This window comes from Microbacterium sp. CCNWLW134 (assembly GCF_037083565.1).
In the GTDB taxonomy this organism is placed as follows: domain Bacteria; phylum Actinomycetota; class Actinomycetes; order Actinomycetales; family Microbacteriaceae; genus Microbacterium.
In genome coordinates this window covers 62,004-87,366 of record NZ_JBAOJU010000001.1, presented here as the reverse complement: position 1 = coordinate 87,366, position 25,363 = coordinate 62,004, and the positions used below count along the sequence as shown (strand labels likewise).

Annotated in this window: 14 protein-coding genes; all 14 read right to left on the bottom strand. The window is 71.2% G+C overall.

The genetic code is table 11. From position 1 onward, the window contains the following. Positions 1-24: 24 nt before the first annotated feature. Positions 25-4,305 (bottom strand): DUF7933 domain-containing protein, encoded by a 4,281-nt coding sequence (locus tag V6S02_RS00330; protein WP_336399413.1) that lies wholly within the window; start codon positions 4,303-4,305, stop codon positions 25-27. Between the two features lie 378 nt (positions 4,306-4,683). Further along, positions 4,684-5,877: an elongation factor Tu gene (gene tuf / locus V6S02_RS00325; RefSeq protein ID WP_124291715.1), complete on the bottom strand. Its 1,194-nt coding sequence runs from the start codon at positions 5,875-5,877 to the stop codon at positions 4,684-4,686. Positions 5,878-6,003: 126 nt separating this feature from the next. Continuing rightward, entirely contained in the window at positions 6,004-8,118 is a 2,115-nt protein-coding gene (gene fusA, locus V6S02_RS00320; RefSeq protein ID WP_336399412.1) for an elongation factor G, read from the bottom strand. Positions 8,119-8,191: 73 nt separating this feature from the next. Continuing rightward, positions 8,192-8,662, bottom strand: a complete 471-nt coding sequence (gene rpsG, locus V6S02_RS00315; RefSeq protein ID WP_124291717.1) for a 30S ribosomal protein S7 — start codon at positions 8,660-8,662, stop codon at positions 8,192-8,194. Between the two features lie 5 nt (positions 8,663-8,667). Then, positions 8,668-9,036, bottom strand: a complete 369-nt coding sequence (rpsL, locus tag V6S02_RS00310) for a 30S ribosomal protein S12 (RefSeq protein ID WP_018171438.1) — start codon at positions 9,034-9,036, stop codon at positions 8,668-8,670. Positions 9,037-9,281: 245 nt separating this feature from the next. Then, the gene (locus V6S02_RS00305) at positions 9,282-9,806 is read right to left on the bottom strand and encodes a hypothetical protein (protein WP_336399409.1); all 525 of its coding nucleotides are present in this window, start codon (positions 9,804-9,806) and stop codon (positions 9,282-9,284) included. A 1-nt stretch (position 9,807) separates the two neighbouring features. Then, positions 9,808-11,871, bottom strand: a complete 2,064-nt coding sequence (locus tag V6S02_RS00300; protein WP_336399408.1) for a DUF5684 domain-containing protein — start codon at positions 11,869-11,871, stop codon at positions 9,808-9,810. Continuing rightward, complete coding sequence (locus V6S02_RS00295; protein WP_336399407.1) at positions 11,868-14,387, bottom strand: DUF3488 and transglutaminase-like domain-containing protein; 2,520 nt, start codon at positions 14,385-14,387, stop codon at positions 11,868-11,870. The genes V6S02_RS00300 and V6S02_RS00295 overlap by 4 nt, the downstream gene beginning before the upstream one ends. After that, entirely contained in the window at positions 14,384-15,793 is a 1,410-nt protein-coding gene (locus V6S02_RS00290) for a DUF58 domain-containing protein (RefSeq protein ID WP_336399406.1), read from the bottom strand. The genes V6S02_RS00295 and V6S02_RS00290 overlap by 4 nt, the downstream gene beginning before the upstream one ends. A gap of 17 nt (positions 15,794-15,810) precedes the next feature. After that, positions 15,811-16,779: an AAA family ATPase gene (locus V6S02_RS00285; RefSeq protein ID WP_124291721.1), complete on the bottom strand. Its 969-nt coding sequence runs from the start codon at positions 16,777-16,779 to the stop codon at positions 15,811-15,813. Positions 16,780-16,813: 34 nt separating this feature from the next. After that, complete coding sequence (locus V6S02_RS00280) at positions 16,814-22,831, bottom strand: Ig-like domain-containing protein (RefSeq protein WP_336399405.1); 6,018 nt, start codon at positions 22,829-22,831, stop codon at positions 16,814-16,816. After that, positions 22,831-23,967 (bottom strand): serine/threonine-protein kinase, encoded by a 1,137-nt coding sequence (locus V6S02_RS00275; protein WP_336399404.1) that lies wholly within the window; start codon positions 23,965-23,967, stop codon positions 22,831-22,833. Before V6S02_RS00275 ends, V6S02_RS00280 begins: the two co-directional genes overlap by 1 nt. 158 nt (positions 23,968-24,125) lie before the next feature. Beyond that, positions 24,126-24,785, bottom strand: coding sequence for a spermidine/putrescine ABC transporter substrate-binding protein (locus V6S02_RS00270; RefSeq protein WP_124294276.1), 660 nt, complete (start codon positions 24,783-24,785; stop codon positions 24,126-24,128). Between the two features lie 31 nt (positions 24,786-24,816). Further along, positions 24,817-25,356, bottom strand: a complete 540-nt coding sequence (locus V6S02_RS00265) for a hypothetical protein (protein WP_336399403.1) — start codon at positions 25,354-25,356, stop codon at positions 24,817-24,819. Between the last annotated feature and the right edge of the window lie 7 nt (positions 25,357-25,363).

Here is a 25,363-nt window from a genome sequence, read left to right as displayed (position 1 = left end):
TGGAACGGATGGGATGGGATGGACTCATGGGCGTGCCTCCTTGGGGCCGGGTTCTTTACGGCGCCAGGCGTTCAGCACGCCGCCGATGAGAGCGAGGATGAGAAGGGCCCCGCCGGCGAAGAGGAACGCGTCGGCGCTCGTTCCTCCGGTGAGCGGTAGGGCCGGTGGCTGGACGGGCGCGTTGACGAACCGGTAGATCACGCTCTGACCGGGAGCCGGGGCAGTGACAGACGCAGACTCGACCGTGACCCAGGTCGTCCCCACCAGTCGCTCGAGCCGGAGCTGCCGGTAGGCGAGCCGGCTGTTCGGATCCGTCGTCGTCTCCGACAGGGTGTAGGCGTGCCCGGGGCGCACCTCGAACGTGCTCGCCGGATTGCCCGAGGCGCTGAAGGCGGCGCCGACGCGGCTCTGGGTGGGAAGCGCGGCTCCCGGCAGCGCCGCCGGAGCAGCGGTGAGCCGCCAGTCGGCGACCTGGAATCCCGGTCGCGGGTCCTCCACCTGTTTGAGGAGCGTCATCGATGCGGTGGCGAAGGTGACGGTGCAGACCACCGCCGCGCCCGGGGCGGCGGTCACTTCGCTCGTCGCTGACACGGCCACGGACTGGCCCGCACCGTCGACGCACTGCCAGGGCCCGGTCGGCACGTAGGCGGGGTTTCCACCGTTCGTCGCGAGACGATAGGCAACGCCGGGGGTCACTCGCCCGCTCGCTGAGGGTGCCCCGGAAACGCCCGACGGGCCCGGCAGTGCTCCCGCCGGCGCGCTCGCGGCGAGCGTCCATTCGGTCGGCTGAGCCGAACCGAAGGCCACGGCCGCGACCAAGGTGAGGGTCGCCGACGGCCTGTTCGTGAAGACACAGTCCACCGTGTTCCCCGGCGCGATATCGGTGTTGACGCTCGCGCGGACCACTCCCGCCACGGTCGTCACCGTCACCGGCGCATTCGCCCCGTTCACGGTGCACACGACGCTCTGATAGCGGAAGCCCTGCTGCTCGGTCTCGGTGACGGTGATGCGCCCGCGGTTGTTGGCCGCTCCGAAGAGGAGCCGCCAATTCGCGGAGCCATCCGCGCCGGTCTGCTGCTCGGGGTTTCGCGACGGCAGGGCCGTCACCGTGCTGCCGGTGTTGGCCTGCACCGTCGTGCCGACGGTCCATCCGGCCGCCGGTGTGCGGTTGGCTCCTGTCTCGTCCTCGATGATCTTCGTCACGCGGACCGTCGCGAACGGCTGAGGTGTGTTGAAGAACGTGCAGGCCACCCCGACGCTCAGCCTGTTGGGGATGCGCACAGCCACGGAGCGCTCGGTGCCGTTGGCGATGCGGACACCCTCCGCCCAGCATTCGTAGACGGTGGTGTAGCTCGTGATCGGGGTGAGGGAGCCCGCCGCCATCGTCTCGGCGATCGTGACCGTGGTGTCGATCTGCACCGGAACCGGGCCGACGCGCGCGGCCTGCAGACCCGTCGCCGATCCGCTCGTGGTCGCCACCGCCGATTCCACGACCGGCGAGCCGGTCGACAGGGCGAGGCGGAACTGATCGGTCGTCGACACCCGCGACCCCACGAGGTTCTTCTCGATCGAGATGGTGGACGGGGTGGCGCAGCCCGCGAGATCCGTACTGCCGCTGGCAGGAGTCGCACTGTTGATGGCGGCCCGCGGACTGCCGGGCACCCGCACCCAGGTCGTGGGATCGAACTGGTAGGCGAGAGTGCCGTTGCCGAGGTAGACCGTGCCTCGCGGCGAGAAGGCCATGCCGTTCACACCCGTGAGTGCGTTGTTGGCGTCGGTGCCGCTCAGTCCGCGGCGCACCGTACTGCTCGCTGCCAGGGTGCCGCCCGACGCCTGCGAGAGCGTCTGCTGCGTGACGGTGAACAGCCCGACGCTGCTGGAGTCGGTCGGTGTCTGCACGATGTGGAGGTTCCCCGCCGCGTCGAAGGCGATGTCGCCGTTCTCCCCCGCGGTCGTCCCGGTGTTGACCTGTCCGAGGTAGAGGAAGTCACTCGTGCCCGGTGCGTCGGGCGCGTACTGCCACAGGCGCACCGATCCGGCGTCGGTCTTGCCGATGATGTACGTTCCCGTGAGAGGGTTCACGGCGCCGGCGATGATCGTTCCTGCGAGGGCGGCACCGCTGCGGTTCTGCAGGGCGCCCTGGGCCGTCGTCAGCGCCGTTCGTGTCGCCTGCAGCGCCCCCGCAGCCGACGCCGTGTATCGAATGACCGCCGTGACGTTCGACGATCCGGCGTCGCGATCCAGGGCGAAGGCGACGGTTCCGTCGTTGTTGATGCCCAGGGCATTGGCGTCGGTGGTACCGGCGACCGCGCCGAGGATCTGGCTCACGCTTCCCGCACCTGATCCATTCACCTGGGCGATCGAGCCGTTGGCGCGAAGTGCGTAGAAGTAGGTGCCGTCGCAGTACAGCCGGGCCACCTGCGGCGTGTTCGTGAACGTGCATTCGATGGCCGCGCCTGCCTCATCCGGGATGGTGATCGACCCCGACACCGACGACCCGGTGGCGATGGTCACGCCACCCCGCGAACACTCATATCCGGTGGTGTAGGTGCTGAGGCTCGCGCTCGTGACGACCGTTTCGCTGATGGTGTACGTCTGACCACGCGTGACAGGGACCGGACCGAGCTGCACGGACTGGATCCCCGTGGCCGAGCCGGTGGTGGTCGCCGCCGTCACCTCGGTGCCACCGAGGCTGAGCGCCAGGCGGAACTGGTCGTTCGCAAGCGCCCGGCCCGCGACGTTCTTGCGGATGGTGAGCGTCGCGGGCGCTTCGACGGTGAGAGTGGCGCTGTCGGGGGCGACGAGGGCGGTCGTGACGTTGCCCGGGCCGTTGGTGTAGCTCCCCGCCGTCGCCGCGACGACATGCACCGTCACGGTGCAGCTCGTCGTTCCCGTTGCGAGGTCGCCACCGGTGACGGCGATGGTCGACGCCCCCGCGGCCGCCTGCACGTTGTACGCCGCGCCGGTGCTGCTCGTGCAGGAGCCCCCGACCGCCGGGGTCGGCGCGACGACGAGGCCGGAGGGGAGGGCGTTGGTGAAGCTCCAGTCCGGCTTGGCCGCGAGTTCGGCGGTGTTCGTGACGGTGAAGGTGAGCGTTGTGGGGGTGCCGGCCGTCACCGTCGCGGGGCCGAAAGCCACGTCAAGACTGGGGGTGACATCCAGCAGACGAAGATTGTCGACGGCGAAGTCGTTGCCCGCCGAGGCCAGGACCTGATTGGAGATGCGGACGCGCGCAGACGCAGCGTCCGCCGGTGTCAGCTGCGCGGCGGTATCGGTTGTGAACCGCCCCGCGCGCACCGAGAGTGTGCTGCCGAAGTTCGCGGTCTGACTCTCGCCGCCGTTGATGAGCGGCGAGTTGTAACGGCCACCGGTGACGTTGCACGCGACGATAGGCGCGGCGGTGAGCGGCCGGGTCGACGCGCCGGCGAGCAGGGCGACGTCCAGGCGGGAGTTGTTGTTCGCTCCCCCGGGGCGCAGCGGGCAGGAGTCCTCGGCGACGTCGAGCGAGACGGCGTAGTAGCGGTTGGTCGTCGGGGCGGGGCTCGGCGCCGCCCCGGCACGGGCCTCGAGCACCACCGTCTGCGCGCTCGTCGCGGAGCCGGTCATCGAGAGCTCCGCCGTGGCACGGTTGCCGCGCGTGGTCGCTGTGGAGCCGTTGACCGGGGCGTTGTCCGCCGCACCGCCGGTCACGCCGGCGTTCACCTGCCCCAGGACGTCGGCGAGGCGGCGAGCCTGCCGCTGGGTAAGGGCGTCGACGGTCGCGGTGTCGGCGTCGCAGAGCGCCGTCGTACCGGCGAAGCTGCTGTCGTAGCGCAGCAGAACGCCGTTGCACGCGGCGGCGTTCCCCCAGAAGGTCGATGCGGTGTACCGGAACGTGGCGGGCGCCGGGTACTGGGAGAGCGCGAGCGGTGCGGTTCCCGCAACGTCGTCGAACGACTCGCTCCAGACCACGACGGGGGCCTCTGGAATCCCGGCCGCGAGAGGACGGATGCCGCCGGGCGCAGTGTCGCGCACAGCGACAGGTGCAGCGGGGGCGACCGCGGAGGCAGGTCGGGTCTCCAGCGCGGCCGCAGGCGCCACTGCACCCGGCACCAGACCGGCGCCGACGAGCACCAGGGGCGCGATCACCCCGAGCGCGCGCAGCAAGCGACGCCGCTCGGGGCGCGCGCGAGCGCGACCGCCGAAGAGCATGAAGAGAACCCCGAGCCAGGCACGCCGGAGCGCGCGCGAACATGGACAGAGGTGCCGTGCGAAGCGCACCGGTGCGGGGTTGAGAAGCTGCTGTGCGAGGTGAGATACCGTCACGACCAGTGACGGGTTATGCGTTTTCCGATCCCTGCGATCAGCAGTAAACCAAAGAAGCCAGGTTCAGGCAAGCGTTGATGTCACCGAATGGGAAAACGGTTGGTGAACACGACGTCGCGACCTCATCCCGGGTCGCCGCGCACGGCCCGGCCGCGCGCGGGAGGAGATCGACGCAGGGGAGGCCCCACACGCCGTGACCGTCCTCCCCTGTGCGGATCTCCTCCCCTGTGCCTGCGAGAGGCCGTGGGTAGGGAGGTGAGAAGGGCGAGAGCGGGGGGGGAGGGAGAGAGCGAGGCGGGAAGTGAGGACCCAGGGGGGAAAAAGAAGGCCCCCCGGGAGACCCGGGGGGCTTTCGTGGGTGCGCCTAGGGCGCGGAGATCACTTGAGGATCTTGGTCACCGTGCCGGCGCCGACGGTGCGGCCACCCTCACGGATCGCGAAGCCGAGGCCCTCCTCCATGGCGATCGGCTGGATCAGCTCGACCGTCATGTCGGTGGTGTCACCGGGCATGACCATCTCGGTGCCCTCGGGCAGCGAGATGACGCCGGTGACGTCGGTGGTGCGGAAGTAGAACTGCGGACGGTAGTTCGTGAAGAACGGGTTGTGACGGCCGCCCTCCTCCTTGGACAGGATGTACGCCGTGCCCTCGAAGTTGGTGTGCGGGGTGACCGAACCGGGCTTCACGACGACCTGGCCGCGCTCGACGTCGTCGCGCTTGAGACCACGAAGGAGCAGACCACAGTTCTCGCCGGCCCACGCCTCGTCGAGCTGCTTGTGGAACATCTCGATACCCGTGACCGTGGTCTTCTGCGTCGGGCGGATGCCGACGATCTCGACCTCGGAGTTGATGGCGAGGGTGCCACGCTCGGCGCGGCCCGTGACGACGGTGCCGCGACCGGTGATGGTGAAGACGTCCTCGATGGGCATGAGGAACGGCTTGTCCTTGTCACGCACCGGGTCGGGGATGGACTCGTCGGCGGCGTCCATCAGCTCGACGATCGACTCGACCCACTTGTCGTCACCCTCGAGAGCCTTCAGGCCCGAGACGCGGACGACCGGAGCGTCGTCGCCGGGGAAGCCCTGGCTGGACAGCAGCTCGCGGACCTCGAGCTCGACGAGCTCCAGGATCTCCTCGTCGTCGACCATGTCGGCCTTGTTCAGCGCGACCATCAGGTAGGGCACGCCGACCTGCTTGGCGAGCAGAACGTGCTCACGGGTCTGAGCCATCGGGCCGTCGGTGGCGGCGACCACGAGGATCGCACCGTCCATCTGAGCGGCACCGGTGATCATGTTCTTGATGTAGTCGGCGTGACCCGGGGCGTCCACGTGAGCGTAGTGACGCTTGGGGGTCTCGTACTCGACGTGCGAGATGTTGATCGTGATGCCGCGCTGACGCTCCTCGGGAGCCGAGTCGATCGACGCGAAGTCGCGCTGCACGTTGGTGGCCGACGGGTACTTGTCGGCGAGCACCTTCGAGATCGCGGCGGTGAGCGTGGTCTTGCCGTGGTCGACGTGACCGATCGTTCCGATGTTCACGTGCGGCTTGGTCCGCTCGAACTTGGCCTTAGCCACTGGGTCCTCCTCAGGACGGTCGTGTAGAAGTTCCGGGCACTGGTTTGCGACCGGTCGTCTACGGGGATGGCTCTCAGTGTAGTAGAGAGGGTTTCTGGTGGTTGGTGTGCGCGTGGCCCCGGAGGGTCACTCGCCCTTGGTCTTCTGGACGATCTCGTCCATGACGTTGCGCGGAACCTCGGCGTAGCTGTCGAACTCCATGGAGTACACAGCACGGCCCGAGGTCTTCGAGCGCAGGTCGCCGATGTAGCCGAACATCTCCGACAGCGGCACGTTGGCACGCACCACCTTGACGCCGGCGGCATCCTCCATCGACTGGATCTGCCCGCGACGGGAGTTCAGGTCGCCGATGACGTCGCCCATGTACTCCTCGGGAGTACGCACCTCGACGGCCATGATCGGCTCGAGGATGACGGGGTTCGCCTTGCGGATGGCCTCCTTGAAGCCCATCGACCCGGCGATCTTGAACGCCATCTCCGACGAGTCGACGTCGTGCGCCGCGCCGTCGAGGAGGATCGCCTTCACGCCGACCATCGGGTAGCCCGCCAGGACACCGACGTTCATCGCGTCCTGGAAACCGGCGTCGACCGAAGGGATGTACTCGCGCGGGATGCGGCCACCGGTGACCTTGTTCTCGAACTCGTACGTCTTGTCGGCCGTGACCTCGAGCGGCTCGATCGCGAACTGGATCTTCGCGAACTGACCCGAACCACCGGTCTGCTTCTTGTGGGTGTAGTCGTGACGCTCGACGGTCTTGCGGATCGTCTCGCGGTACGCGACCTGGGGCTTTCCGACGTTGGCCTCGACCTTGAACTCGCGCTTCATGCGGTCCACGAGGATGTCGAGGTGCAGCTCGCCCATACCGCGGATGACGGTCTGGCCGGTCTCGGCGTTCTGCTCCACACGGAACGTCGGGTCCTCTTCGGCGAGCTTCTGGATCGCCAGACCCAGCTTCTCCTGGTCGGCCTTGGTCTTGGGCTCGATGGCGACCTCGATGACCGGCTCGGGGAAGGTCATCGACTCCAGGACGACCTGGTTGCTGCTGTCGGACAGCGTGTCGCCCGTGGTGGTGTCCTTCAGGCCGATGACGGCGTAGATGTGCCCCGCGGTGACCGAGTCGACCGGCATCTCCTTGTTGGCGTGCATCTGGAAGATCTTCCCGATGCGCTCCTTCTTGCCCTTGGTCGCGTTGACGACCTGGGCACCGGAGTCGAGGTGACCTGAGTACACGCGGATGTAGGTGAGGCGACCGAAGAACGGGTGCGTGACGATCTTGAACGCCAGCGCCGTGAAGGGCTCATCGCGGTCGGGGTGACGCTCGATGATGATCTCTTCGTTCTTGGGGTCCTTCGCCTCGATGGCGGGGACGTCCAGCGGCGAGGGGAGGTAGTCCACGACCGCGTCGAGCATCGGCTGCACACCGCGGTTCTTGAACGCCGAGCCGCACAGCACGGGGTAGACCTCGCTGGCGATCGTCATCTTGCGGATGGCGCCCTTGATCTCGTCGTGGGTGAGCTCCTCGCCGCCGAAGTACTTCTCCAGGAGGACCTCGTCGCTTTCGGCGACGGTCTCCATGAGCTTCTCGCGGTACTCGTTGGCCTTGTCCACGAGGTCGGCCGGGATCTCCTGGATCTCGTACTTCGCACCCATGGTCACGTCACCCTTGGCGTCACCGGGCCACACCAGCGCACGCATGTAGACGAGGTCCACAACGCCGACGAAGTCGTTCTCGGCGCCGATCGGGATCTGCAGCACGAGGGGCTTTGCCTTCAGGCGGTTGACGATCGTGTCGACCGTGAAGTAGAAGTCGGCACCGAGCTTGTCCATCTTGTTGACGAAGCAGATGCGGGGGACGTCGTACTTGTCGGCCTGACGCCACACCGTCTCGGACTGGGGCTCGACGCCCTCCTTGCCGTCGAAGACGGCGACGGCACCGTCGAGCACGCGGAGCGAGCGCTCCACCTCGACGGTGAAGTCGACGTGCCCGGGGGTGTCGATGATGTTGATCTGGTTCTTCTCCCAGAAGCACGTCACCGCGGCGGAGGTGATCGTGATGCCACGCTCCTGCTCCTGCTCCATCCAGTCGGTGGTGGCAGCGCCGTCGTGGGTCTCGCCGATCTTGTGGTTGACGCCCGTGTAGAAGAGGATGCGCTCGGTCGTCGTCGTCTTGCCGGCATCGATGTGCGCCATGATGCCGATGTTGCGGACCTTCTTGAGGTCGGTGAGCACTTCTTGTGCCACGGGGTGTCTTCCTTACCTTGTGTCGGGCTTCACCGGCCGGAGGGGTGGCCTCCGGCCGGTGAGAGGATGCTGGTTACCAGCGGTAATGCGCGAAGGCGCGGTTCGACTCGGCCATCTTGTGGGTGTCCTCGCGGCGCTTGACCGCGGCACCCAGGCCGTTCGAGGCATCCAGGATCTCGTTCTGGAGGCGCTCGGTCATGGTCTTCTCACGACGGCCCTTGGCGTAGCTGACGAGCCAGCGCAGCGCGAGCGTGTTCGCACGGTGCGGCTTGACCTCGACCGGCACCTGGTAGGTCGAACCACCGACGCGGCGGCTCTTGACCTCGAGGGTGGGGCGGACGTTGTCGAGCGCCTTCTTGAGGGTCGCGACGGCGTCCTGGCCGTTCTTGGCCTCCACGCCGCGCAGGGCGTTGTAGACGATCGACTCGGCGATGGACTTCTTCCCGTCGACGAGGATCTTGTTGACGAGCTGGGTGACGATCGGCGCGCCGTAGACCGGGTCGTTGACGACGACGCGGCGAGGAGCGGGTCCCTTACGAGGCATCTAACTCAACCCTTCTTCGCGCCGTAGCGGCTACGGGCCTGCTTGCGGTTCTTCACGGCCTGGGTGTCCAGGGCGCCGCGGACGATCTTGTAGCGGACACCGGGGAGGTCCTTCACACGACCGCCGCGCACGAGCACCAGCGAGTGCTCCTGCAGGTTGTGGCCCTCACCGGGGATGTAGGCGGTGACCTCGGTGCCGTTGCGCAGCTTCACACGGGCGACCTTGCGCATCGCCGAGTTCGGCTTCTTAGGGGTGGTGGTGTACACGCGGGTGCACACGCCCGCCTGCTGCGGGTTCGCCTTCAGGGCGGGCGCCTTGGTCTTCGAGACCTTGGGCGAGCGACCCTTGCGAACCAACTGCTGAATGGTTGGCACGTTCTCTCCTTGTCAGTGCTGCACGGTGACAGCGTCGTGGTTTCACCACAGATCCACCGGCGCAGCAGAATGACCTGACGCGATTTCGAGGGTGGATATGCCGTGGGGGTGGCCTGTTCGCAGAACCAATCCCTGTGCGGCGCCGGGACGGCCGCTCGCCGGACTCGATTGTCGTGAGGCACAGCGGACGGCGCGCGTGAGCGCACACCCGCTCAATGATACGCCCCTTTCGGGGACCGGGCAATTCAGGCGGGAAGCGCGAGGAGCGCGACCACTCCCGCGACCGCCGCCGCCATGACGATCGCCGCCACGATCACCACCACCGCGGCCCGCCAGCGCGTCCGCCGTCGCCGCTCGGCCGCCTCGCGGGCGGCGTCGACGACGGGTTGCGCCGGCTGCGGAGCCGGGGCCGTCCGCGGCACCCGGGCGGCGGTGTCGGCGCGGGGTGCGTACGCGTGGGCGTCGGCGCCCGGGCGGCGCGCCGTGCGCGAGGACGCGTCGGCCTCGCTCCCCTCGGCGTCAGGAGCCGGACGGATGACACCTGTCGACCGCGCATCCGCCGTGCGCACCGTCCACTCGTCGACACCGTCGCCCCGACTGCGCGCGCGCCCCGAGATCGCCGTCTCCTCGGCGGGGGCGCGCCTGGCCGAGGGCTCGGTGGTCTCGGCCGGGGCTTGACGCCGCGACAGCACGGTCTTCTCGACCGGCTCCTGCGCCGGCGGGGCGTGGCGCTGCGACGGCGCGGTCCGTTCGTCGGGGTGGTCGGTCATGTCAGCTGTTGCTGCGCACCAGACGGATCTCGGCGTCGCCGAGGAAGAACCGGTCGCCCGCCTCGACCTCGACGCCCGAGGGCGCCTCCACCTCGGTGCCCATCAGGGTGGCGAACACGACGCCGTTGGTGGAGCCCAGGTCGGTGATGTACCAGGTGTCCTTGCGCAGCTCGAGCCGCGCGTGCGTGCTCGAGACCGTCGAGTCGTCGATGCGGATCAGCTGGGCGCGCGGGTACTCGGCGTCGGGTGCGGGCCGGCGGCCGAGGATCGCGACGTCGGAGGAGATCGCGATCGACTCCCCCGCCGGCGTCACGACGGCCCAGTTGGTGCGGCGGCGACGCGCGACGATCGTCTGGTCGAGACCGTCGTCGAGGTCGGGCACCCCGGGGCGTGCGTACTGCGCCGACACCGCGCCGCCCGCGGCACGGGGGGCACCGGCCACCGGCGCGCCCGCGATGGCCGACACCGGCCCCGAGGTCTCGGGGAACGGCTCCGACTCGGGCATGGGCGAGTGCGCGGGCCGCCACGGCTCGTCATCGTCGGGCGCCGAGGGTGCAGGGCCCGCCGCGGGAGCCGGATCTGCGGACGGCACCCGGGTCAGGGGCGCCTGGAAGAGCGGGACGGATGACGCGGGGTCGGCGTCTTCGCCGGCATCCGTCGTATCGGCGGTGCCGCGACGACGGATGCCCGGGACGTCCTCGCCGCCGGCGGACGGCGTCGCGCCGTCGGAGGGAGCGGCGCCGTCGGAGGGGGTGACGGCGCCGGGGACGGCGGCGATCGGTGCGGGCGCCCCGGTGACGGCTCCGGTGACCTCTCCGGTGACGTCCTGGTCGAGGACGAATCCGTTCCACACCGACGCGGAACGACGGATCTCGGCGCGCGAGGCGGCAGCGCCGCCCGGTTCCGACGCGGCATCGGGCTCGCGCTCGTCGGCGCGGGCGCCGGAGACCCCCGCGGCGACGGCCTCGGCCCCGGAGGCGCCCTCGACCGGCGGGGCGGGGGGCGCCTCGTCGACATCCCCGCTCGCTGCGGGCTGCTCCGCCGGGTCGGGGTCCCACGACCGCACCGGGCGGAAGGGCTCGACCGACGGCCACACCGGTCCGGAACGCACCGGGCTGTCAGGTCGAGATGCGGCCGGCGCCGACGGCCACGACGGGAGGGAGAAGGGGTCGGATGCCGCCGGCGCGGCCTCCGGCGCAGGCTCGGGATCCGTCGCCGGATCCGCTGCGGGCACGTCCTCCGCTGCGGGAGGGGTGAAACGCGGCGGCTCGGGCGCGGCGAACAATCCACTCAGCACGTCGTCATCGCCGGACTTCCGACCGGCTCCGGCCGACGCCGTCGCGATCGGCGCCGTGTCGCTGGGTTCGACCGCGAGGGTCGCGGCAGGAGGGGCCGACCGGCGCGCCTCGTCGGTCGAGGAGTCCTCGTCCAGTTCCGGATCGCCGAGATCGACGTCAGCGGCCTCCCCCGCGCCGGCGCCACGGACGGTGTCCTCCCACGACGCCTCACTCCGGGTCGTCTCTCGCGAGCCGGCGTAATCGGGGGCCGGAAGGAGCGGGGTGTACACCGCTCCGCGCGCGGTCGGGACTCCGTAGACCCGGTCGTCGAACTCGTCCTCGTCCGAGCCGCCGGCCACGGAGACCGAGCCGCCGAGGTCGGGGTTGACGCTCCGGCGCGGGCCGGCGTCGTCGGTTCCCACCCACCGGGCCGATCCGAAGCCGAGTACCGAAGCCCACACCGGCAGGAGGAGCGCCGCCAGCACCGTCATCCCGGCGCCGTAGCCGAACTCCCGTCCGATGCGGTAGCAGGCGACGATCATCGCCACCCACACCAGCAGCTGCCCGAGCACGGGCAGCAGCAGGAGGAGCACCAGCCACCCCGAGAAGCCGCCGAGCTGCAGCAGCACCGCGATGTTCAGGATCGGCACCCACGCCTTCCAGCTCTGCTCGCCGGACTTGCGGAAGACCGCGCCCAGAGCCAGGGCGGTCCACACGTAGAGCACGACCGCGACGAGGGCGCTGGAGACCCCCAGTGTCACGACCAGCGATGCGTCGGTTGCGCTCATGTCGTTGCGCGCGCAGGGAGGAGTCCCCGGCGCTTCCCCCTCTCGACGGTGCGCGGGCTGTCGCCCCCAGGCGACAGATGTCGGATGAACGATCTCAACGATACGGTCGCGGCAAGTCCGCGCCAGAAGCCACGCTCACGGCGCAGCCGCCGCCGCTCCCCGTCGACGCCCCGCCAGAACTCGCGGACGTCAGCGTCGGAGAGGTCGGATCGCGAGAAGACCGCGCGATCGGCGGTGACCGCGAGCGCCCGTCCCGTCGGCGAATCGAGGCCGGCGGCGAACTCCGTTCGGGTCAGTGACGCGGGGGCGTCCCGGCCGGCGTCGACCGCCGCGTCGACGTACTCGTCCCATCCGGAGGCCACGCGCGTGGGCGCGTCTCCGCGACGACGCCGGCCCCGCCGGCGCAGCGACTTGGCGAGGATGATCGCCAGGAACGGCCCGAGGACGAGCACCAGGATGAGGAGCACGAGTCCGGTGATCCGCAGGATCGGCCAGAGCCACGCGAGGTCCAGACCCGCCTGGTCCTCGTCGGTGTCGTCGCGCGCCGAGTCCTCCTGCGTCGGGTCGGGCGGCACGACCTCCTCGACCGGGTCGGGGAGCACTTCGGTGACGTTCTCGGGGTCACGCTGCTCGGTGACCTCGAGGCTCGGCGACTGCGCGTACTGCGGGGTGACGTCGATGGGCACCCAGCGTCCGTCGCTTCCCTGCACCTCGGTCCAGGCCGAGATGTCCTGCGCGCGGCACGCGCCCGCCTCGCACACCGACACACCCGTGTCGGCCGATGCCAGTCGCGCGCCGACGACGACCCGCGAGGGGAAGCCGACCTCTCGCGCGATCAGGGCGACGGCGACCGCGAACTGCTCGTCGTCGCCGATCGCGGCGACGTAGTTGCCCGTCTCTGCGGCGCGCGGGTCGCTCTCGCGCTCGAGGAGGGTGTCGAACATGTCGTCGATGCGGGCGAGCGAGTGCCCGGCGGTGCTCGGCTGGAACCGGTAGTCGGGCAGGTCGCTCATCCACAGCGGCGGCTGCTCGCCGATCTCGAGGGCGTGGCTGAGATAGCCGCGCTCACGCAGCAGCGACACGAGCCCCTCGAGGGCCGCGCCGCCTTCTCCGGCGGCGTGCCGCTCGACCCACCGCGAGAGGTTCTCGGGTGCGGCCGGGGCGCCGTCATTCGGGGCGCCCGGCGCGGTGAGGCTCGACAGGGCGGGGAGCGCGGGCTCGACGCCCTCGACCGTGTACCGGTCACCCGGTGCGAGCCCGCCGTCGGCGGTCTGCACGGCCGCGGCGAGATCGGCGTTGTAGTAGAACCGGTCGGTGAGGGCGTCAGCCCGATCGCCGCCGAAGCGCACCGCAGCGACCCGGCCGAGCGTCGGCATCCAGATCCCCTCCCACTCACCGATCTCGATCCCTGCCGTCGCCGGAGTGCCGGCTCCGGGATCGAGCGCGGAGGGGAGCCGCACGAACCGGGATGCCGCGTCGGCGCCGCTGCGGAAGACCTCGCCGTCGTAGGTGTCGAGGGTCGCCAGCCGCACGCGATCGGGCGCGCGCTCCCCGTCGGCGGTGACGGTGAAGAGCACGTCGCCTGCCCGATCGTCGGCGAACAGGGCACGGTATTCGGCGAGGGGGCTGACCTCGCGCGAGAGGTCGAGGTCGGGTCCGGTGGTCGAGCGCAGCACGTCGCGCGACCCGCCCTGAGCGAGGAGCGGCACGACCCCGGCGCCGACCACGAGGGCGATGACGATCATGCCCGCGCCGAGCAGGGTGCGCCGCCGCTCGCTCCGCGAGGGGCGGCGGGTGATGCGGACTCCGCTGGAGAGCGCCGCGCGCTGCAGGGCGCGGGTGCGTTCGTCATGGCTCCGCCAGGCCATCCACAGGATGCCGGTGAGCACCGCCAGGGCCCCGACCGCCGTCTCGACGGGCGCGGTCAGGGTGAACGGCCCGACGACGAGCGGGGGACTCACGACGGCCTGCCCGAAGAGCAGGCCGAAGCCGGTCATCGCCAGACCCACGGGCACCGCGGCGTAGGCGAGACGGTCTTCGCGCCACGACAGCCGGAGCGCGGCCGCCGTGCCGACGAGGAAGACCACGAGGGCGGGAACGAGGAGGTTGCGGTACGACCCGACCGGCAGCTCGACGGTGACGAGGTCCTTCCAGCCGACGACGGCCCCCGCACCGAGCTCGGCGAGCCCCCTGAGGAACTCCCCCGGGCCGGTCAGGCGGGTGGGTACGGCGAGGGGGACGCCCACGACGACGAAGACGCCCGCCAGGAGGGCGGCCACGAGCCATCCGCTCCATCGCCGCAGGTGCGCGAGAACGACGATCGCGGCGGCGAGCGAGGCGGCGACCGCCACGAGGAGGATGAACGAGGTCGACCGGTAGACCGGCCATGCCGCCACGGCGGCGATGAGCACCATGAGGAGGGTGAACACACCCCCGGCGATCAGGCGCGGGAGATCGCTCCGCCGATCCGCGCGGGGATCCGCGGCGCGCTCGGGCGCCTCGACGACCCGGCTCACGAGGCCGCTCCCCGCACCAGGAGGCCCGAGAGATCGTCGAGTGTGCCGACGGTGAGGACGCTGAGTCCCGTGAGCACCCGCATGCGCGGGTGGGCCCGCTCGTCGCAGATGACCGCGGCTACGGCGGTGTCGGCGGGGAAGGTCAGGGCCGCCTGCTGCAGGCGTGGCAGGGTCACGGTCGACCCGACGACGAGGAAGGCCACCGACAGCCGCTCATTGGCCTCGGCCGTCAGCCGGCAGACATCGACGATCGGCATGGTGCTCTCGAGCCGTTCGACCCCGCTGAAGCCGTCGAGCATCGCGCGCGGCGAGATGGTCGGCAGGTGACGGATGGCGCGGAGCCGCCCCCGCACGACGCGGGGGATCTCCGACCCCACCGCGATGTCGAGGTCACGGGCATCGCGGACGGCACGGAGGCCGAGCGAGGCGGCGGTGCTGACGGCGAGCTCGAACTCGTCGTCGTCGAGGTACTCGTTCTCGGCGACGCCGAGCACGACCGCCATGCGCGAGCGCCGCGTCTCCTCGTACTGGCGCACCATGAGCCGGCCGGTCTTGGCGGTGGACTTCCAGTGGATGTGGCGGCGCGAATCGCCCGCGGCGTACTCGCGGATGGCGTGGAACGACATGTCCGCGTCGACGAGCCGTCGGGTGGGGCTCCCCTCGAGGTCGCGGACGAGACCGGCGCTCGTGGAGGGCAGGGCGACGGTGCGCGGGTGGACGTACACCTCGTGCACGTCGTCGAAGCTGTGCTCGCGACGGAGGAGCCCGAGCGGGTCGGATCGCACCGTCGTCGCGGGCCCGACCGGTACGATGCCGCGCCGGAGCGAGGGGATGTCCAGCGGCTGGGCCACGGTGTGGCCGGGACGCAGGAGCGGCACGCCGAACTCGATCAGCCCCCGGCCGACCGGGATGTCCAGCCGCCCGGGGAGGGCGATCCGCCGGCTGTCGTTGCGGACGGTGATCTCACCGGAGATCCCCTGACCGGCGACGACCCGCTCGTGCGTGAGGGCGAGGTCGACGTCGTAGGCGCGGGCGCCGAAGAGGAACGGGATGCTGAGGACGACCAGCACCAGCGAGATGCCGCCGGCGACCACCCACTCCGTCCAGCCGAACACGATCCCGATCACCAGGCCCACCGTGGCGGCCAGAGCGACGAGCGCGCCCGCGGGACGGATCGTCCGCGCTGCCCACGAGGCGGCGACCCGCGAGGCGTCGCCCACGGCCCGCCCGGCCGCGGTGACGGCGACCGCAGCGCGGACGAGGCGACCGGAGCGTCCCCCCGGGGCCAGCTGCGTGGTGCTCTGCAGCCCCGTCCCCTGCACGGTGCTGTGCAGGGTGTGCCCGCCCGCGCCGGTCCGCCCCCCGGTGCGGGAGGTGCGGGTCACGCGGGACTCGGTGGCGCTCATGGGTTCGAGGGGGCGCCTCAGACGGTCGCTTCGCGACGGGTCGGGGGCGCGACGTCCAGCAGCACCTGGCCGACGACGGCCTCGGGTGTCACGCCGTCGAACTCCGCCTCGGGCTGGAGGATGAGGCGGTGCGAGAGCACCGCCACGGCGAGCGCCTTGACATCGTCGGGGGTGGCGTAGGTGCGTCCCTGCGAGGCGGCGCGGGTGCGGGTCGCGCGGGTGAGGGCGAGGGCGCCGCGGATGCTGACGCCGAGCCGCACCTCGTCGGCCGAGCGGGTGCCGTCGACCAGGCGCGCGATGTAGTCGAGCACGAGGGCATCGACGTAGACGTTCGCGGCGAGATCGGCCATCCCGACCAGGGCCTGCGGGGTGATGACCGCCGGCAGATCGGAGGTGGCGACCGCGGCGCCGTCGAGGATGCGGACGGTCGCGGCGTGGTCGGGGTAGCCGAGCGAGGTCCGCATGAGGAACCGGTCGAGCTGCGCCTCGGGGAGCCGGTAGGTGCCCGCCTGCTCGACGGGGTTCTGCGTGGCGAGCACGAGGAACGGCACGCCCACCTGGCGGCTGACACCGTCGACGGTGACCCGGCCCTCCTCCATGACCTCCAGGAGCGCGGCCTGGGTCTTGGGGCTCGCGCGGTTGATCTCATCGGCGAGGACGATGTTGGCGAAGATGGGCCCGGCGTGGAACTCGAAGGTACCGCTCTTCTGGTCGTAGACCGAGATGCCGGTGATGTCTCCCGGCAGCAGGTCGGGGGTGAACTGGATGCGGGTGTTCGTGCCCTGCACCGACTGCGCCATCGCTCGGGCGAGCGAAGTCTTCCCGGTGCCGGGTACGTCTTCGAGGAGCACATGGCCGTCGCTGAGCATCGCCGTCAGCACCAGCTCGACGACGTGGCGCTTTCCCAGCACCGCCCGCTCGACGTTGTCGGCGAGCTGGCTGAAGGTCTGCGCGAACCAGGTGGCCTGCTCCTGCGTGATGGTCATCGTGTCGTTCCTCGGTTGTCGGTGGAGCGTGAGATCAGGGGGTGGGAGGGGCGCCGCCGTCGCCGGGCTGGCAGTCGGCCGGGAACCGTTCGGTGACGTTCTGCAGGCCCCAGCCGCGAGCCGACCAGTCCACAGTCACGGTGATGCCCTCGACACGGTCGGCCCCGACCGGCACAGCGAAGGAGTCGGCGGTGTGCGGCAAGACGTTGTCGTCGGCGTCGAAGTACCGCAGGTTCGCCGGGCTGAAGGTGATGGCCGCGCCGTTGCCGCCGGGGCCGGTCGACGAGTCGCCGACGAGCGTGAGGGTGCTCCCGCCCACGCACGAGGTCGCTCGCCAGGACGCGGTCATCTGCCATGGGGCGCTTCCCTCGCGGGCGGTGACGGTCGCCTCGGCCGAGCGGGTGCCCCAGAACTGGTGCTCGTACCACACCCGGACGCGGGGGTCCTGTCCGAAGACGCTCGAGGGCAGGCCGGAGAAGCGCACCTGATTGCGGTTGGGGATCTCCTCGTTCGAGGTCGGCTGGTCTCGGATGACCCAGTCCGCCCGGTTGCCCGAAACGTTCGGCCGACCGTCCACGACGAAGGTGTACCCGGTCGGTGCCGCCGCCGACTGCGCCGCGCGAACCGTCGCGGTCGCGGTCGCGGTGCCGTAGACCTCGCCCTGGTAGACCGACTCGACGCACATCTCGAACTCGTACTCCTCGCCGTCCTCGAAGCCGGGGAAGGTCGCGGTCGCCCCGCCGTCGGCGGGGACGCAGCGGTCGCCCTCCTGCACGATGCCGAACCGGAGGGTGGACCCCGTACCGTTCGGGCCCGCGCTCGCGCGCGCGGTAATCGTCGAGGTGCCCTCCCCGTCGGAGACGGAGTCGAGGTCGAGCGCGGGGTTCAGCGGCGCGCCCACGCCGTTGGCGTTGACGGTCACCGACGCGCCGGCGTTCACCCCGCCACCGCCGAGGCCGGGCGGCCGGTCGAAGCGCGAATACGGCGTCACCGTCACGGGTGTGGGCGCATTGGATCCCACGCGGTACGAGCGGACCTCGACCGTGGTGTCGCGACTGCCGACGTTCACCACCGACCGGTCGCCTGTGGGACTGGTGATCTCCAGCGACCCGGTGCGAGAGGGGTCGACCCCCTCGATCCGCAGCGAGACGTAGCCGCCCTCGCCGCGCGTCTCCAGCGGTGTCCACCGGACCCCGGCCGGCGCGGGCGGGGCGTCGTAGGCCCACGCCTCGGTGCGCACCGCCCCGCGCGACTCGCCGACGGCGTTGACCGCGACCGCTTCGTAGGTGCGTCGCTCGCCGTTGGGCGCCGAGATGGCCGGGCACGATCCGGCAGGACCGCATTCGGCGACCACCTGGCCGTTGAAGCGGATGCGGAAGCCGCTCAGCCCCGGGTAGGCCAGCCGCGCGTCGCCCGGGTCGACGCGAAGCGTGACGGTCTCGTTGCCGAACGCCGTCTGCACGAGCGCGGCCGGCGGCCGCGGGAATCCCTGGAGATCCAGCAGCAGGCGGCCGTCGCGCTCGCCGGCAGTGCGCCGGCCCTGCGCATCGACGACGGAGAACGTCGCCGAACAGGTCGCCCCCGGAGCATCCGGCGCCCACGACGCCACGACCGTGCGCGGCGACGACACCTGGAAGCTCACGCCCGCGCACGCGCCCGTCGGGCGGACGTCGACGACCTCGAGGGGCGTGCGCGGCAGCGGATTGATCTCCCCCGCACCGCCGATGACCGTGATGGTGCACGACGACCCGCTCGCCTGCGAGCACTGCTGGGTCACCGACCCGCCCTGCGGGAGGGTCGACGGCGCCTGGCCGACCCGCAGGATGAGCCGCGACGGCGCGGTGTTGGGGTGGCTCGACGCCGAGACCCCGACGACCTCCTCGCGTCCGGGCACCGCGGTGTCGGTGCCCGTCACGGTGACGATCGAGCCCTCGAGCGACACCTCGAACGCGCCGCCCGGGTACGACAGGGCGTACGCGATGCCGTCCCAGTCCTCGCGGAGCTGCCACGTGGTCATGTTCCGCAGATCGAAGGTGGCGGTCTCGCCCGGTCCGACGGTGAGGGCGCCGGGTCGCAGCTCGGGCTGCGGGTCCTGGGCCTCGACCAGGATCGGCACGGCGAGATAGCTGAAGTCCTCGGTCCCGGCCACGCGCACCGGCACCTGGCAGGCGTCGGTCCACGGCGCCCCCGCCCCGGCGTCGTACCGGATCTGCCCATCGCCGACGGCGGTGCAGACCGCCTCGCCACGCGCGCCGGAGGCCCGCACGTCGTCGCCGACCTCGAGGTCGGCATTACGTGGGATGGCGACGAGGTCGTCCATGTCGAAGGTGACGGATTCGAGCTCGGGCACCTCGACGGGGCGCGCGGACGACCGCAGCGCCAGCGACAGGTCGGCGTCGCCGGGCACGCGGAGGAAGCCGTAGCTGGTCACCTCGCCGGAGGCCCCTTCACCGGTGACGGAGAACGGGATGACGCGGGTGGTGTCGGGGAGGGGACCCGAGATCTCCGCTCCGCGAACGGTGACATCGTCCGGTTCGCCCCAGAGATCGAGCTCGAGGTCGTTGATGTCGCCGCCCGACCAGGAGACGTTCCCCGAGAGCACGTCGACGCCGTCGACGAAGTCCTCGCGGGTCTCGGCGGTGAGCACGGTGTCCTCCACGATCGGGAAGTCCGGCACGCTCTCGCGCACGACCGTGATCACGATGAGCCCGCGACCGGTGTTGCCCGAGCTCGACGAGACGTCGTAGAGGAACGACATCGTGCCGGGCTCGGTTCCCGCCGCGATCACGACCTGGCTGTCGCCGACGGACCGGATCCGCCCCTCGAGCCGGGCGAACTCGGGGTTCTCCGAGCCGTCCTCGAGGGTCTCGGGCACGTCGGGCCGCACGTCGTCGACCGTCAGCTCTCCCATCGTGGGATCGCTGTCGTTGGAGAGCGGGTTGACGCGGATGGTGCTCTCGGCACCCGCCTGCACCTGCACGTAATCGGTGAAGGTCACCGGGCTCGGGTTGGCGTCGCTGTCGAGCACGCCCACGCGCGCGATGCCCTCGCCGCGCTGACCGAACTCGTCGACAACGCGGTAGGGGAAGGTCACCTGGCCGCTGAAGCCCGACACGCTGGTGTAAACGATGGCGTCGCCGTCGGCCGAAATGGTGGCGACCCCCGACTCCGGCTGGGCGATGATGCGGTCGAGCGCCACCGCGTCGCCGTCCGGGTCGACGCCGTAGCCGTCGAACTCGATCCGCGTCGACTGGCCGCTGAGGACGCGACCCTCCAGGGTGTCGGGAGCGGGAGCGCGATTCTCGTCATCGGGCAGCACCTGCACGATCACGCGCGCCTGATCCGACAGCGACGGCGCACCCGTGGTGTACACGTCGTAGTCGACGGCGTATTCGCCGGGCTCGTCGGGGGCGAGGTAGCGCAGCACGTCACCTGACCCGAAGGCCAGGGCCGCTGCGGAGGACGACGTCACCGTCGCGGGGTTGAGCGTGGGGCGTCCGCCGGCAGGGGCGACGTCGTTCTCGAGCACGGGGATGTCGATCTGCGTGCCGGCACGCACGACGACGGTGTCGTCCACCGCGATGGGAGCGAGCTCGGGTGCGGGAGGCAGCAGGTAGACGGTGGCCTGCCCCTCCACCGAGGAGCCCTGGTTCTCGGTGCCGTCGGTGACGGTGTAGGTGATCGTGCCGAGCCGCCCCGGCGAGCCGTCGGCGGTCGAACCCGACACGCGCAGGTAGTTCTGCGACAGCGTGTCGAACGACAGCGACGCTCCGGCGTCGGGCTGCGCCTGCACGTCGCTGAGGAGCAGGACGCGCCTCGTGGGGTTCGACACCGCGGCCAGGATGTCGAGCGTGGCATCCTGCTGCGGGCGGACGAAGGCGACCACCGGCGCCGTGGCCAGTTCGGTCGGGGCATCCGCTGCCAGCGCTGTGACGCGCACCGTGCCGTTCTCCTGTGTCGTGCCGTCGGTGACCGTCACATCGACGCGGTAGGTTCCGGGCTCTTCGGCGCGGAAGTCGAACGAGGTCGAGCCGCCGACGATCGTCGCGCTCGCGCGGGCGTCATCGAGCACGCGGACCGCATCCAGGCGGACGGTTCCGGCGGTGCCGGTGACGTGGGGACCGACGTCGACGGTGGTGGTCGCCCCGACGATGTCGACGACGGCGAAGGACTGCATCGACAGCGTCGGCTGCGGCGACACCCGGATGACCAGGGACTTCGTCGCCACCGCGCCCCGGGTGTCGGCCACCGACACGACGATCTCGATGAGCTGCTCGGCGCCGCTTCCGTCGTCTGCATGCTGGTAGACGATGTCCCCCGCAGGGGTCGCGGCGACCTTACCGACCCCCGAGGCGTTCTCGGCTGACAGCAGCAGCATCGGATCACCGTCGGGGTCGACCCAGCCCGTCATGACCGGCACGGTCACCGTGCCACCCCGCGCGACCTCGGGGCTCGGCCACTCGGCGAGACACCGCTCGACGCCGCACCATACGGGAGCGCCGTTCTGCTCGTCGCCGGCCACCAGCAGCGAGACCGTCGTCGGGCTCGAGGCGAGGCCGCCGGGGGCGGTGCCATCGGTCACGGCGTAGGAGAAACTCGCGGCCCCGCTCGCCCCGGGAGCGACGCGGACCGCGAGGCGCTGGCCGTCGTCGGTGATCGACACCGTCCCGAAGCCGGGGTCGAGCCCGGTCACCGAGGCCGGGTCGACGCTGAGGACATCCTCGTTCGGATCGTGATCGTTCAGCAGCACGGGAAGGCTCACGAGCGCTCCGGGGCGAACTCCGAACGCGTCGGGCTCGGCGATCGGCGCCTTGGGGTCGATCACGACGCTCAGCTGCTCTTCGCTCGGCTGCGCATCGGAGACGACCTCGTCCTCGAGGCTCCACTGCTGGCTGGAGGGGACCAGTCGCCCCTCGGGAACGGTCCAGACCCAGCCCGTCCGCGTCTCGTTGAGGATGACGGTGTCGCCGTTGGACGTGAAGACCGGACGCCGCTGATCGGAGAGCTCCTGCCCTGCGTAGTCGAGCGGGCTGAGGGTGCCGCGCTCGGAGGTCCACAGCTGGCCGCCGAGGTCCCCCTCCGCCAGCCACGCGGCGTGGACCACGCCGTCTTGCACGAGAGGCTGGGCCGGGGTGCCGAGGAGCGTGGTGTCGCCCACCACCGGTTCGGGATCGCCGCCGTCGACGGGGATGCGCGCGAGCCCGGTGTCGGAGGCGAGGTACACCGCCTCCCCGTCGGGGTCGGGGGAACCGGCGACCACGGCTCCGGTGACCGGCGCGGGGCGCGCGGCATCCGTCCCCTCCACCAGGTACGACCCGTCCTCGCGATCCACCAGCACCCACGTATCGCCGGCGCCGGTGATGGCGGGATCGGCGAGATCGTCGATCGACACGGCGTCGCGGGAACGCACGGTGGACGCGCCGATGTCGTAGGTCAGGACCGAGCCGTCGCCCTCGGAGAAGCTCAGGAGGATGCCGCGGTCATCGAGCGCGACGGCGTCGGCGGCGTACGACGGGGCGTCCTCGTCGTCGGACGGGAACGGCTCGAGCCGTGTGGCGGAGCCGCCCCCGTCGAGCGTGCCGGTGTACAGAACGCCTGACTCGGTCCGATAGACCACGAAGTCGCCCGCGGTGACGACCTCGACGGTGCCGTCCGGGGTGCTCGGCGACTCGCGAAGGGCCTCGTCGTCGAGGTCGACGGGGAGGGCCTCGTCGACGCGGGTCACCCGGCTGTTGCTTCCGGTGAAGAGGAACGTGCCCGAACGGGACTGGGCGACCTGGCTGGGGTCGGAGACGGTGCGGACGGTGTCGAGCTCGAGGATCGAGGTGTTCACCCGCGCATAGCGCGTGCCCTCGCCGGTCTGCAGCGCCCACACCGACGTGTCCACCGGCGGGGTCTCCTGCGCGTCGAGCCCCGGCCAGACGATGCTGGCCACCACGACCGTGGCCACCGCGACACCGCCCGCCACGAGGGCGAGGAGAGGGCCGCGGCGGGGGATCCGCGCCGCGCGGGGACGCACGGCGTGCGCGGGTCGAGCCCGCCGCGCCGCCATCACAGCACCCCTGCCGCACGGAGGGCGGCGAGGACGACGGCGATGAGCGCAGCGGCGCCGGCACCGCCGAGGATCCACGGCAGGGCGCGGTGCGGTGCGGGCGCGGGGGCCGGTGACGACAGCGAGGTGTCCTCGTCGCGCAGCAGCGAGGCAACCCCCGTCGTCGCGGTCCGTTTTCGGGTCACCTCCCGCTCGAGACGGCTGCGCGCCGGGCCCCGCAGGGCGTCGTCGGACAGGTCGATGCCGCCGCCCGCGGCCCAGTCGGCCACCGGCACCTCCAGGGGGGTCGGCGACAGGCCGAGCCCCGCCTGAACCTCGCGGAGCGCGTCGGCGAACCCTCGCGAGGTGGTGTGGCGCTCACGCGGGTCGCGGCTCATCGCGCGGGCCAGCACGTCCTGCAGGGCATCGGGCACGTCGGCCCGGTTGATCGGGGTGTAGCTGGCCTTGGCGATGCGGCGCCGGAGGAGCTCCTTGGTGTTCTGGCCCTTCTCGCGCCGCTCGAACGGACTGTGGCCCGCCAGCAGCGAGTAGATCGTCGCGCCGAGACTCCACACCTCACTGGCGATCGTTCCGGCCGTCTCCTCGGCGACCACCTCGGGGGCACTCCACGGGATCGACATCGCCAGCACCTCTCCGGCGGTCACCCGCGCGAGCGAGGAGGAGATGCCGAAGTCGGCGAGCACCGGGGCACCGAAGGTGGTGACGAGGATGTTGCTGGGTTTGACGTCGCGGTGCACGAGCCCCGCCCGGTGGGCGGACTCCAGGGCGCTGGCCATCTTCACACCGATGGTGAGGACCTCGTCCACCGGCATCCGCTCGATCCGGTAGCGCTGGGCCAGCGACCCGGGGCAGTACTCCATCACGATGTACGGGCGGCCGTCGGCGGAGATCCCGGCCTGGTAGACCGTCACGATCGACGGATGTGCTGACAGGTGCGCGAGGACGTCGGCCTCGGCGTTGAACATGCGCCGCAGCTCGGGGTCGCCCACGTCGCTGGGGAGGACCTTGACCGCGACGTCCCTCCGGGGCATGTCCTGCCCGTAGAGGAAGACGTCGGCGAAGCCACCCGAGCCGAGGGGCCGGATGTACGACAGTCCCGGCAGGATCGGGGGTGCGGAGGGCAGGCGAGTCGTCACCGTATCCCCTCCCCGCACATCCGCCCGCCGACCGGCGGGATCACAGCGCAACGACGCTGGAAACCCGGCCATGCTAACAAAGCCTGCCTGCACCCTCGTCCAGGGCTGCGGAGAGCCTCGGTAACGGCTCGAGGATCCTCACAGACCCGCTCGCCCGCTCAGGGCAGAGGATTCGGGTCGTTCGGGTCGAACGGAGCGTCGAGCGACCGGGTCAGCTCGTCGAGCATCGCCTCGATCTGGGGCTCGACGTATTCGGTGACTCCGGCCTGGATGCGCAGGCGATGGTGCAGCAGGATGGTGCAGACTTCGCGCCCGACCATGTTGGCGTAGTCGTCGGCGAGCCCCACCTCCTGGCGGAGCGCCGCCTTGGCCTCCTCGGTGAGCGGGGGAAGCTCGGGCACGTCCGAATCGGCCTGGGCGGCGAGTCCCGACAGGGTGAACAGGAACGGCGCACCGGGCGTCGGTTCCGGGTCGAGCGGCAGACCTTCGAACTCGGGCTCGAGCCCCTCGGCGGGCCGGTAGCTGCGTGCGCGGTTGCGGGCGGCCTGCTGGTCGAGCTCGGCCTGGAGCATCGGGAGGTTCACGGCGGTGTACTCCGCGACGGCGTGGTCGACGATCGTCTTGATGCGGGTCGAGAGGCCGTGCTGCACCCCGTGCGGCACGTCGGCGCCGAGCCCGGCGGCCGACAGGACGGGTGAGCCGAAGCAACGCCGGCATGGAGCGACGCGCCCCCGATGGGTCGCCGGCTCCCAGCGCGGCAACCACCGCAGCCAGGCGTCCACCGCCTGGCTGACCTGGGTCTCGAGCGACCGCTCCACCCCTACACGGTATCCCTGCGGATCGGCGGCGTCATGCGTCATCCCGCTCCTCCCCCTCCCAGGGCCACTGCCGCCGGCCGCCGCGGGTGCGCACCATCGCCACGCCGCTGACCCCGGCGATCGCCCCGGCGGCGGCGAGGACGAGTCCGAACCAGGATGCCGCGATGCCGCCGGCCACGGTCGAGGCGGTGCTCAGCTCCTCACCCGAGGCGACGACGGCGATCCAGACCACGACGACGTAGCCGAGATAGGCGCCGAGCCCCGTCCAGAGGGCGACGGAGTAGCGGGGCGACGCCGAGGCATTCGCGGGAGGCGGGGCGTCGGGCTGCGGAAGGAGCGGACGCGGCATGGCGCTCAGCAGAACGGCGGCGACCGCGAGTGTCGAGGCCGTGGCGGCGAAGACCCCCGGGAGCGGACCGAGACCCTGCACCTCGATGACGCTGCGATCGAGGGCGAGGCTGGTCATCCCCAGCCCGAAGATCATCAGGGCGACGTATCCCACGGTCGCGAACGTCACCGCGATGAGTGGGGGCACCGGCACGCGGGGGCGGTCGTCGACAGGCTCGATCACGTCAACC